11 protein-coding genes are annotated in these 10,652 nt (G+C 63.9%); 2 read left to right on the plus strand and 9 right to left on the minus strand.

Going from position 1 to position 10,652, the window contains the following annotated elements:
• Positions 1-46 precede the first annotated feature (46 nt).
• Positions 47-376, plus strand: coding sequence for a GYD domain-containing protein (locus CN311_RS30645; protein ID WP_165779908.1), 330 nt, complete (start codon positions 47-49; stop codon positions 374-376).
• A 291-nt stretch (positions 377-667) separates the two neighbouring features.
• Here the strand turns inward: CN311_RS30645 and CN311_RS30650 are convergent, their stop codons facing one another.
• Complete coding sequence (locus tag CN311_RS30650) at positions 668-2,770, minus strand: EAL domain-containing protein (RefSeq protein WP_097577333.1); 2,103 nt, start codon at positions 2,768-2,770, stop codon at positions 668-670.
• Positions 2,771-3,003: 233 nt separating this feature from the next.
• Here CN311_RS30650 and CN311_RS30655 point away from each other — a divergent pair, with 233 nt between their 5' ends.
• The gene (locus tag CN311_RS30655; protein ID WP_097577324.1) at positions 3,004-3,672 is read left to right on the plus strand and encodes a GntR family transcriptional regulator; all 669 of its coding nucleotides are present in this window, start codon (positions 3,004-3,006) and stop codon (positions 3,670-3,672) included.
• 213 nt (positions 3,673-3,885) lie between these two features.
• On the opposite strand, the gene CN311_RS30660 is transcribed toward CN311_RS30655, so the two are convergent.
• The 8 genes from CN311_RS30660 to CN311_RS30695 form a co-directional block, all read right to left on the minus strand.
• On the minus strand, positions 3,886-4,875 hold the full coding sequence (locus CN311_RS30660) for a branched-chain amino acid ABC transporter permease (RefSeq protein ID WP_097577325.1): 990 nt from the start codon (positions 4,873-4,875) through the stop codon (positions 3,886-3,888).
• Position 4,876: 1 nt separating this feature from the next.
• Positions 4,877-5,764, minus strand: coding sequence for a branched-chain amino acid ABC transporter permease (locus tag CN311_RS30665; RefSeq protein WP_097577326.1), 888 nt, complete (start codon positions 5,762-5,764; stop codon positions 4,877-4,879).
• 7 nt (positions 5,765-5,771) lie between these two features.
• Positions 5,772-6,476 carry an ABC transporter ATP-binding protein gene (locus tag CN311_RS30670; RefSeq protein WP_097577327.1) on the minus strand — a complete coding sequence of 235 codons (705 nt, stop codon included), beginning with the start codon at positions 6,474-6,476 and terminating at the stop codon, positions 5,772-5,774.
• The gene (locus CN311_RS30675; protein ID WP_097577328.1) at positions 6,469-7,263 is read right to left on the minus strand and encodes an ABC transporter ATP-binding protein; all 795 of its coding nucleotides are present in this window, start codon (positions 7,261-7,263) and stop codon (positions 6,469-6,471) included. Before CN311_RS30675 ends, CN311_RS30670 begins: the two co-directional genes overlap by 8 nt.
• 2 nt (positions 7,264-7,265) lie before the next feature.
• On the minus strand, positions 7,266-8,474 hold the full coding sequence (locus tag CN311_RS30680) for an ABC transporter substrate-binding protein (RefSeq protein ID WP_097577334.1): 1,209 nt from the start codon (positions 8,472-8,474) through the stop codon (positions 7,266-7,268).
• A 379-nt stretch (positions 8,475-8,853) separates the two neighbouring features.
• Complete coding sequence (locus CN311_RS30685; RefSeq protein ID WP_097577329.1) at positions 8,854-9,450, minus strand: YdeI/OmpD-associated family protein; 597 nt, start codon at positions 9,448-9,450, stop codon at positions 8,854-8,856.
• Between the two features lie 155 nt (positions 9,451-9,605).
• Positions 9,606-9,803: a tautomerase family protein gene (locus tag CN311_RS30690; RefSeq protein ID WP_097577330.1), complete on the minus strand. Its 198-nt coding sequence runs from the start codon at positions 9,801-9,803 to the stop codon at positions 9,606-9,608.
• Positions 9,804-9,836: 33 nt separating this feature from the next.
• Positions 9,837-10,577 carry an SDR family oxidoreductase gene (locus tag CN311_RS30695; RefSeq protein WP_097577331.1) on the minus strand — a complete coding sequence of 247 codons (741 nt, stop codon included), beginning with the start codon at positions 10,575-10,577 and terminating at the stop codon, positions 9,837-9,839.
• Between the last annotated feature and the right edge of the window lie 75 nt (positions 10,578-10,652).

A 10,652-nucleotide genomic window follows, 5' to 3' on the forward strand; every position in this document is an offset into this window, starting at 1 on the left:
CCCCGACGCCGAGCCGCTGTGGATCGGCCGCCCCAGGAGGCGAACCATGCCCATGTATCTCTCACAATTCAGCTATACGCCCGAGACCTGGGCGCGCATGATCGAAAACCCCGAGGATCGGCGTGAGGCGGCCCGTACCTACATCGAAGCAGCGGGCGGGAAGCTGCACGGGTTCTGGTACGCTTTCGGAGAGCACGATGGCTGGAATCTGTGGGAGGCGCCGGACAATGTTTCGATGGCATCTGTGATGCTTGCCATTGGTGCGGGAGGAGCGCTCAGCTCGTACGAGACCACCGTTCTGCTCAGCGTCGAAGAGACGATGCAAGCCCTTGGCAAGGCAAAGTCGATCCGATATCGCCCGCCGGGAAAACCCTGACGAACTCCCGCGTTAGAGGACGTTCGCCCACCCACCTGTCTTATCTTAGGCCAAAGAAACTCAGTATCACCAATACGATCACCACAGCACCGACCAACCAGATAATATTGTTCATGACGCGCTCCTCCTGCGCGGCCACGTCGTAAATGACGGGACCGCAAGAACAGAACATAAGCCGCAACTAAAAGTTCCATGATTGTGCTCGCGATCGACATGGAAGCAAAGGAAGCCGCTTGCCGGAACCGCCGGGAACTTTGCAACGCGGCGCCTGGAGGCATCCAGGCGTGAATGCTATGCCCGCCGGCCAACCGGCGAAATCGCTTGCGCGCTTGCCCGCGCCACGATCGCCTCCAGCGGCTCCGGGCGGTGCAGCAAATACCCCTGGCCGAAGGCAACGCCCATCTCCTGGAGGATCTCCAGCGCGTCCTGCCGTTCGACCTTTTCCGCCACCACGGAGCAGCCGAGGCTTCTGGCGATAGCGGATATGGCCGAGACGATCTCGCGATCGAAACGGCTTTGCGCGATATGTTCGATGAAGGAGCCGTCGATCTTGATCTGGTCGACGGGAAAGCGCCTGAGATATTCGAACGAACTCATCCCTGCCCCGAAATCGTCGAGGCTGACGCGGCAGTGCCGCTCGCGCGCCTTGCGCACGAACTCTTCGGCGGCGCCGAAATTGGTGACGGCGGCCGTCTCGGTGATTTCGAAGCCGATGCCGAAATGCGGCGCGCCGGCCTCGTCGATGGCGGCGTCGACGAAGTCCCAAAGCTGCGGGTCGCTCAGCGTCTGCGCCGACAGGTTGAAGCCGAGCGTGAGCGCCCCGGACTTCAGCGCCGGCCCATGCAGCGACAGCGCCGTCCTGATGATCCAGCGATCAAGCCTTGATGCGATGCCGAACCGCTCCGCCACCGGGATGAATTCGCCCGGCTGGATCAGCTTTCCGCTGCGCCCGACGAGCCGCGCCAGGACTTCGACTTGGCGGCTCTCTTGCCAGGGCTTTCCGAGCCGGTGGATTTCCTGGCCGAACAATTTCAGCCTGCCATCTTCCATGGCATCGACGGTGTCGGCCGCCAGCCGCGCCGCGTTGAGACCGCCGGAACCGGATGCTGACTCGGCGGAAAACACCGCGAAACGATTGCGCCCGGCAGCCTTGGCCGCATAGCAGGCGTCGTCGGCGCAGGCGAGCGCATCGGCCACGGTGGTGTTGCGGTCTTCGACAAAGGCGATGCCGACGCTGGCGGCGAGCTTGCGCGACGTCGCCGTGGAGCCGAGGTCGGCGTTGCGGACCGCCGCGAGAACGGCAATGGCGAGCCCCTCGGCCTGGCCTGAGTTACAATCTGGCACCAGCAGCGCGAACTCGTCGCCGCCGAGCCGCGCCGCATGCGCCGACGGCGGCAGGCAACCCAGAATACCCTCGGCGACGCTCTTCAGCGCGAGGTCGCCGGCGGCGTGGCCAGCGAAGTCGTTGAGCGCCTTGAAGTAGTCGAGATCGATGTAGAAGACCCCGAGCGGAAATTGCTGCGCCCTTGCGATGTCGTCGGCCAGCAAGCGGTCGAAGGCGACGCGGTTCAGAAGACCGGTCAGCGGGTCGTGGTGGGCCGCATGGGCCAGTTCCTGCTCACGGCGCTTCGCCTCGGTGATGTCGCGCACGGTGCCCAGTATCTGGCCTGACGATTGTGCATCGGCGATGAAGCGCACCAGGGATTCGATATGCCGGATCTCGCCGTCGCGCCGGATGATGCGGTATTGCGAGGCGACGACGTCGCTTGTTTGCAGCGGCGCCATGTGGGCCAGCTCGGCCTCGTCCCGGTCGTCGGGATGCAGATAGCTGTGCCAGAGGTCGCGCGGCACCTCGTCGGTATCGGAGACAAAGCCGAAGATTTCCCTGGTGCGGACATCCCAGAAGCTTTTGCGCTGAGCGAGGTCGTAGTGCCAGAGACCGGTGCCGCTGGCCGCCAATGCAAGGCGAAAGCGCGCATTGACCTGTTCGAGCTCAGCTTCCGCTTCCTTCTGCTTGGTGATGTCGGTTTGAACGCCCATCACCCGAAGAGGCCGTCCTTCGGCATCGCGCTCGACAACGCCGCCGCGATCGAGGACCCATACCCAGTGGCCGTCCTTGTGCTTCAGCCTGATCTCGGTCTCGATGGAGTCGGTCTGGCCGGCGAGATGGCGTTCGCCGCTGGCCACCGCTTGCTCACGATCGTCGGGATGCGTCAGCCGCAGCCAGAGATCGCTTGTCATGGCAAGCTCACCCTCGCCATAGCCAAGCATTTGCGACCACATTGGCGAGTAGAAACAGTCGCCGCTCCGCAAATCCCAGTCCCAGACGCCCAGATGCGCGCGTTCAAGCGCCAGCGCCCAGAACTCACCGTTGCGCGTCTTGTCGTCGGCCATGCCCTGGTCCCGCCCTCCGATCGGCGCCACTGTGCAGCAAAATCAGAGAAGAAAACGTTACTGCAAGCAGCACCGCGGCGGCCATGGCGTTTCGATCGAACCGCCGGATTGGTCTGTTCACCGCGGGGCAAGCGGTCAATATTATCAATAATCATGATCTAGATTTCTGCTGATGGCGAGAAGGCTCGCCCCGCGGTCAGAGTGGCCGCTGCGAACGGCGCGAGGACTTGAAGATGCTCAACCCGGCTGACTATGGCGGCAAGGAAGCCGACATCGTGCGGGCGCTGGAGGAAGACATTATCTTCGGCAGGCTGGAGCCCGGCGCCCGGCTGGTCGAGGACGTGCTGCTCGCCCGCTTCCCGGTGTCGCGCCACACCATCCGCCAGGCGCTCTACCAGCTCGAAAAGCTCGGCGTCGTCACCCGCGAGCGCAACAAGGGCGCGGCGGTGCGGCGGCTGTCGCCGGACGAGGTGCGCCAGATCTACGAAGTGCGCGAACTCCTGCAGCGCCAGGCGGCGCTGATGATCCCGCTGCCGGCAAGCGAGGCCTTGATCGCCGAACTGATGGAGATCCACCGCGCCTACAGCGCCCATGTCGACGTCCACTATCTGCGCGGCATCCATGAGACCAACGACCGCTTCCACCTGACCATGTTGTCTGCCTGCGGCAACGACTACCTGGTGTCGTCGATCGATCACTACATGCGGCTCAGCCTGCCGGTGCGGGCCAACTCGCTGGCGGACCGCGAGGAGCTCGAAGTCTCGCGCCAGCACCACTGGCTCATGATCGAGGCGATGAAGCGTAGGGATAATTGGGTGCTGGCCCAACTCTGCGTCGACCATCTGCAGCCGAGCAAGATCTTTTATCTGCGGGAGATCGAGAAGACGGGCGGCGCGGCGTAGGCGTCACCCGAACAGGTTCTCCCTGGCAATGCGTCGGGCGTTCGGTCCGCGGCCCTGGCCATTTTCCTTGCTTGAAAAGCGGAAACCTGTTCAATTACAATAAGTTACCTTTATTTTTCCACTTTCGAGCGCCCTTCTCCGCGAGGCAGTGGAAAACATCATGTTTGCAATAGGTTAGATGAATCGGCCCGTTCTTGGCGGGAGCCGGCGCAATCAGCCCTTGTCGCGTTCACCGCCGGCTTCAGCCGGCGCCAGCCACCGCGCATAGAGTTCGCCGACGATGCCGCGCCTGAAGATGAGCACGCAGATCATGAAGATCAGCCCGGTGGCGATGGTTACCGGAAAGCCCGAAGTGGCAAGCGTGTTTTCCAGGCCGACGACGAGGCCGGCGCCGACGGCCGGCCCGGCCATGGTGCCGATACCGCCGAGCAGGTTCATCAGGATGACCTCGCCCGACATCTGCCAGGTGACGTCGGTGAGCGTCGCGAACTGGAACACGATTGCCTTTGTGGCACCCGCAAGGCCCGCCAACGCAGCCGACATGACGAAGGCGGCAAGCTTGTACCGTCCGACCGAATAGCCGAGCGAGATGGCGCGGTTTTCGTTCTCGCGGATCGAGCGCAGGATCATGCCGAAGGGCGAGTTGACGATGCGCCAGATGGCGAACACGCCGATGAGGAAGATCGCCAGCACGACATAGTACATGTTCATCGCAACATTCAGGTCGAGGATGCCGAAGAGAGTGCCGCGCGGCACGCCCTGGATGCCGTCCTCGCCCTCGGTGAACGGCGCCTGCACGCAGAAGAAGTAGAACATCTGCGCCAGCGCCAGCGTGATCATGGCGAAATAGATGCCTTGCCGGCGAATGGCGAAGAAACCCATGACCAGCCCGAGCACCGCAGCACCACCCATGCCGAGCAGAATGCCGGCCTCCGGCGGCCAGCCCCATGCCTTGACGGCATAGGCGCAGAAATAGGCCGCTCCCCCGAAAAAGGTGGCATGGCCGAAGGAGAGCAGCCCGGTATAGCCGAGCAGCAGGTTGAAGGCGCAGGCAAACAGCGCGAAGCACAGCATCTTCATGATGAAGATCGGGTAGACGAAGAAGGGCGCCGCAATCAGCGCCACTATGCACAGCGCCACCAAGGCCCGTTCCAGCCTGACCGAGGCAGCGGTGCGCTCGTCTTGAAGCGTCAGCTCGCTCATCTCAGGCATCCCTTCCGAACAGGCCGGCCGGCCGCAGCAGAAGCACGATCGCCATGATGACGAAGACGACGAGGTTCGACGCCTCGGGATAGAACACCTTGGTCAACCCCTCGGCAAGGCCGAGCATGTAGCCGGTGACGATGGCACCGAGGATCGAGCCCATGCCGCCGATCACGACGACCGCGAAGACGACGATGATCAGATCCGACCCCATCAGCGGGCTGACCTGGTAGACGGGCGCCGCCAGAATGCCGGCAAGGCCGGCGAGTGCCGCGCCAAGCCCGTAGGTGAGCGTGAGCAGCAGCGGCACATTGACGCCGAACGCCTGGACCAGTTCCGGATTCTCCGTCGCGGCGCGCAGGTAGGAGCCGAGCCTGGTCTTCTCGATCAAGAGCCAGGTGCCGATGCAGACGATAAGCGAGGCCACCACGACCCAGCCGCGATAGTTGGGCAGGAACATGAAGCCGAGATTGGTGCCGCCGGCAAGCAGCGACGGCACGGCATAGGGATTGCCCGACACCCCGTAGTAGAACCGGAACACGCCTTCGATGACCAGCGCCATGCCGAAGGTGAAGAGCAGGCCGTAGAGTGGATCGAGCCGATAGAGCCTGGACAGCGCCGCGCGTTCGACCGCCATGCCGAAGACGCCGACGGCAAGCGGCACCAGGATCAGCGCCGGCCAATAGCCGATGCCGAGATGGACAAGCAGGAGATAGCCGATGAAGGCGCCGAGCATGTAGAGCGCGCCATGGGCGAAATTGATGATGCGCAGCAGGCCGAAGATGACGGCCAGACCAAGGCTCAGCATCGCATAGAACGAGCCATTGATCAGCCCGACCAGCAACTGTCCGAGCAGGGCCTGAATGGGGATGCCGAAGATCATCGTCATGGCGCCGTCATACTCCCAGCACCTCGTGCAGCAGTGCGGTGCGCGCGTCGAGTTCGCCGACCGGGAACCCTTCCAGCACTTTGCCGTGCTCCATCAGATAGAAGCGGTCGGCAATGCGGGCGGCGAAGCGGAAATTCTGCTCGACCAGCAGGATCGTCATGCCGCGCTTTTTCAAGGTCGCCAGCAATTCGCCGATGCGCTGCACGATGACCGGCGCGAGACCCTCGGTCGGTTCGTCGAGAAGCAGCATCTGCACGCCCGTCCGCAAGATGCGGGCGATCGCCAGCATCTGCTGTTCGCCGCCGGACAGCCTGGTGCCCGGGCTGTTGCGGCGCTCCTTCAGATTGGGAAAGAGGTCGAAGATCTCGTCGATGCTCATGCCGCCCTCAGCCACCACCGGCGGCAGGATCAGGTTCTCGTCGACCGTCAGCGTGGCGAAGATGCCACGCTCCTCGGGCACGAAGCCGAGGCCCTGATGGGCGACGCGGTGCAACGGCAGGCCGATCAGATCCCTGCCGTCGAAGACGACGCTTCCCGCTCGCTTGCGGACCAGCCCCATGATGGCGCGCAGCGTGGTGGTCTTGCCGACGCCATTGCGGCCAAGCAAGGTCACGGTCTCGCCACGGAAGACATCGAGGTTGACGCCGTGCAGCGCATGGCCCTCGCCGTACCAGGCATGGAGGTCGCGCACGGCAAGCAGCGGCTCACTCATGCTCCGTCCCCATATAGGCGATCCTGACGCGCTCGTCGCGGCTGACGGTGGCATAGTCGCCGGCGGCAAGCACCTGCCCGCGCTGCATCACGGTGATCCAGTCGCAGAGATCGGCAACGACAGTCAGATTGTGCTCGACCATCAGCACCGCCCGATCCTTGGCGAGCGAGCGGATGATCCCGGAGATCGTGCCGACATCCTCGTGCCCCATGCCGGCCATCGGCTCGTCGAGCAAAAGCACCTTCGGATCGAGCGCCAGCGTGGTGGCGATCTCGAGCACCCGCTTCCGGCCATAGGAGAGATCGCCGGCGAGCCGGTTCGCCGCATCGTCGAGGCCGACGATCGAGAGAAGCTCGCGCGCCCGCGGCGTGAGTTCGTCCAGCGCCGCCAGCGAGCGCCAGAACTGGAAGCTCAGCCCGCCCGGCCGCTGCAGCGCGACGCGCACATTGTCGAGGACGCTCAGATGCGGAAAGATCGCCGATATCTGGAACGAGCGGACCAGGCCCATCCGCGCCACCCTGGCCGGCGAGGTCCGTGTGATGTCCGTGCCCAGCAGTTCGATCCTGCCGCTGGTCGGCTGCAGGAATTTTGTCAGCAGGTTAAAGATGGTGGTCTTGCCGGCGCCGTTCGGCCCGATCAGCGCGTGGATCTTGCCGTGATGAACGTCGAGATCGACATTGCTGACGGCGACGAAACCGGCGAAATCGCGCCTGAGGCCGCGGGCGGAAAGCACCACCCGCGGCGGATTCTGGTCGCCGTCCGGCCGGACAGCCGCGGCGGCTGCCATCGTCACTTGGTGACGAGCGGGCAGCCGCTGTCCTCGGCCTTCATGAAGGCCTGGTCGCCCGGAATGGTCGCGAGATAGGTGTAATAGTCCCAGTCCCTCTTGCTCTCCTCTGGCTTCTTGACCTGATAGAGATACATATCGTGCACCATCGAGCCATCGGCCTGCACCTTGCCGTTGGCGGTGAAGACGTCGTTGACCGGCATCTCATGCAGTTGCTTGGCCACGGCCTCGGTCTCGTCGGTGGCGGCCTTGTCGATAGCCTTCAGATACTGCGTCACCGCCGAATAGGTGCCGGCCTGGATCATGTTCGGCATCCTGTTGGTGCGCTTGAAGAAGCGATCGGCGAAATCGCGGCTCTTGTCGTCGCGGTCCCAGTAATAGCCTTCGGTCAGCACGACGCCCTGTGCTGCCTGCAGGCCAAGCCCGTGCACCTCGGCCAGCGTGAACAGAAGTGCGGCGAGCCGCTGGCCGCCGGCGACGATGCCGAACTCGGCCGCCTGCTTGATCGAGTTGGAAGTGTCGAGGCCGGCATTGGCAAGGCCGATGATCTTGGCGCCGGAAGACTGCGCCTGCAGCAGGAAGGAGGAATAGTCTGTGGAGCCCAGGGGATAACGCACCTCGCCCAGCACCTTGCCGCCGCTCGCCTCGACGACCTTGGCGGTCTGCTCCTTCAGCGAATAGCCGAAGGCGTAGTCGACGGTGATGAAATACCAGCTGTCGCCGCCCTGCTGCACCAGCGCGCCGCCGGTGCCGACCGCCTGGGAATGGGTGTCGTAGGCCCAGTGGAAACCATAGGGGGAGCATTGCTTGCCGGTCAGATCGGTCGAAGCCGCGCCGGTGACGATGTCGATCTTCTTCTTTTCCTTGGAAAGCCCCTGCACGGCGAGCGCCACCGAGGACGTCGTCAATTCCATGATCGCGTCGACCTGCTCGGTGTCGTACCACTGGCGCGCGATGTTGGACGCGATGTCCGGCTTGTTCTGGTGGTCGGCGCTGATGACCTCGATCGGCGCGCCCTGGACCTTGCCGCCAAAATCCTCGACGGCCATCTTGGCTGCCTCGACCGACCATTTGCCGCCGAAATCGGCATAGACGCCCGACTGGTCGTTGAGGATGCCGATCTTGACCTTGCCGTCGGAGATTTCGCCCGCTGCCGCGGGCATCGCTGTCGCCGCGAGCAGCGCGACTGAGACGAGATATGATGCTTTCACAAGTGGTTCCTCCCTTGCGGCCAACGCGGGAAACGCGACAGCCTGACGATGGTTCAACTTAACCGTCCGATTTCTTGAGAATACGGGCAGCGTCCCGCTTGCCATTCCTCCATCTTGCGGGACCGCGCCACTGCGTGCCTGGGATGCACGGGCAGCGACCCTAGCATCCACCCGCGAGGTGCGAGAATGCTATTTTCGTAGCATGACGGCGCTTTCCTCCCCCAGTCGGTCACGACTGCGTGAAGCGGTCGCGCCGCCCGGCCACCAACCGGTTGGGAAAGCAACCTCCACGCCGGGACACGGTCGTTGCGGCGAGCGGCGCAACCTGTTCGCGGGCTCCCTCTTGCGGGCCTGGCCGCTGAGCGACCGGCAGCCGGCTTCACTTCCTGCCCTGCGGGTAGATCGTCTCGCCGCGCTTCAGCATCTCGACGAAGGTCTCGATCTTCTTCCTGCGTCCAGCTTCCGTCTTCATGTTGTGGGTGCGGAAGGCGAGCGCGAAGCGGTTCTGCGCGCTGAGCTTGGCCAGCATCTGCCTCGCCCTCGGTTCGGCGTCGATCGCCGCCTGGAGGTCGTCGGGGATCTGCATGTCCTTGCTTCTGTAGGCACGGTCCCAGCGGCCGTCGGCTTTGGCCGCCTCGACCTGTCTCAGCCCATGGCCGGTCATCCGCCCCTCCTCGATCAGCCGGGCGACATTGTCGATGTTGATCTGGCTCCAGATGCTCTTCCTGCCGCGCGGCGTGTAGCGCTGCAGATAGCTTTTCTCGTCGAGCCCCTTGCGCACGGCATCAATCCAGCCAAAGCACAGCACCACGTCGATCGCCTCCTTCGGCGTGATCGACGCCAGCCCCGAACCCACCTTGTGGATCTTGATCCATACTTCGGTTTCCGTGTCGTGGTGCTTGCCGAGCCAGGCATGGAAGCTCTCGGCATCCTTGAATTCGTGCACCTTGGCGGGATCGACCTTGACTGGGGCCATCAGAGGCCCTGCCGCTTGGCGATTGTCATCGGTTTCCTCCTGTCGCTGCTACTTCGCTCAAATGAAGCAACAGTACAGGCTCGTTGCAAGGCTGGCAGGACAGCGAAGCTGCCAATCTCCCCTCGGGGGGTGACTGGCAGCTTCACGTCCGCCGCTCATCCCTCCGGGATCGTGAACACCACATCGGCGCGACCGTAACCGCCATCGGCGACCTCCTCGATCAGCACCATCGTGTAGGGGCGCACGTCTTCGCCGAACATCTCGACGAACAGGGCTGTGGTCTTGTGGACGAGGTCCTCCTTCTGTCCGGCGGACAGCGCGCGCTCAGGCACCTTGAAGTTTGCAAACGGCATGATGTCGATTTCCTGTGGGTTGTTGGCGAAAGGTCAGACCGTGCCGCCATTGGCACGCAGCACCTGGCCGTTGATCCAGCCGCTGTCCGGTCCGGCGAGGAACGATACAACGCCGGCGATGTCGGCGGGCTGGCCGAGCCGGCCCAGCGGGATCATCCTGGTGATCGTCTCGACCAGCGTCTCGGACTTGCCGCCGAGGAACAGCTCGGTCGCCACCGGCCCCGGTGCCACGACATTGACGGTGATGCCGCGCGGCCCGAGTTCCTTGGCCAGCACATGTGTCATCGCCTCGACGCCGGCCTTGGTCGCGGCGTAGACACCGTAGGTCGGCTGGTAGAGCCCGACCACGCTGGACGAGAAGCTGATGATGCGGCCGCCGTCGCGCAACCTTCTTGCGCCCTCGCGCATGCCGCGGAAGACGCCGCCGAGGTTCACCGCCACCTGCTGCTCGAAGCCGGCGTCGTCCATCTGCGCGAGCGGCGAAAGCTTCATGATGCCGGCATTGTTGACCAGTACGTCGAGACCGCCAAAGGCCTGCTCGGTTGCGTCGAACAAACGCGCCACGCCCTTGGGATCGCCGACATCGGCCTGGACGGCGACCGCCGCGCCGCCCGCCGCCTCGATCTCGCGCACCACGCCTTCGGCGGCTTCAGCGCCTCTGGCGTAATTGACGGCGACCGAAAAGCCGTCACGTGCCAGCCTTCTGGCGATTTCGGCGCCGATGCCCTTCGAGGCGCCGGTCACCAGCGCCACCTTTTCATTTTGCCTGGTCATGTCAGTTCTCCAATTCTCGTGGAGCGAAGATAGGCGATAAATCTCGCGGGATAATCGCTCAGGCCTTGCCAACAC

The sequence above is a fragment of the Mesorhizobium sanjuanii genome (assembly GCF_002529485.1).
GTDB classification, from domain to species: domain Bacteria; phylum Pseudomonadota; class Alphaproteobacteria; order Rhizobiales; family Rhizobiaceae; genus Mesorhizobium; species Mesorhizobium sanjuanii.

Excerpts from the sequence above, each read along its gene's own strand:
- CN311_RS30665 (WP_097577326.1), bottom strand. The coding sequence starts at position 5,764 with ATGACGATGATCTTCGGCATCCCCATTCAGGCCCTGCTCGGACAGTTG.
- CN311_RS30685 (WP_097577329.1), bottom strand. The coding sequence starts at position 9,450 with ATGGCCCCAGTCAAGGTCGATCCCGCCAAGGTGCACGAATTCAAGGAT.
- CN311_RS30660 (WP_097577325.1), bottom strand. The coding sequence starts at position 4,875 with ATGAGCGAGCTGACGCTTCAAGACGAGCGCACCGCTGCCTCGGTCAGG.
- CN311_RS30675 (WP_097577328.1), bottom strand. The coding sequence starts at position 7,263 with ATGGCAGCCGCCGCGGCTGTCCGGCCGGACGGCGACCAGAATCCGCCG.
- CN311_RS30670 (WP_097577327.1), bottom strand. The coding sequence starts at position 6,476 with ATGAGTGAGCCGCTGCTTGCCGTGCGCGACCTCCATGCCTGGTACGGC.
- CN311_RS30690 (WP_097577330.1), bottom strand. The coding sequence starts at position 9,803 with ATGCCGTTTGCAAACTTCAAGGTGCCTGAGCGCGCGCTGTCCGCCGGA.
- CN311_RS30650 (WP_097577333.1), bottom strand. The coding sequence starts at position 2,770 with ATGGCCGACGACAAGACGCGCAACGGTGAGTTCTGGGCGCTGGCGCTT.
- CN311_RS30645 (WP_165779908.1), top strand. The coding sequence starts at position 47 with ATGCCCATGTATCTCTCACAATTCAGCTATACGCCCGAGACCTGGGCG.
- CN311_RS30695 (WP_097577331.1), bottom strand. The coding sequence starts at position 10,577 with ATGACCAGGCAAAATGAAAAGGTGGCGCTGGTGACCGGCGCCTCGAAG.
- CN311_RS30655 (WP_097577324.1), top strand. The coding sequence starts at position 3,004 with ATGCTCAACCCGGCTGACTATGGCGGCAAGGAAGCCGACATCGTGCGG.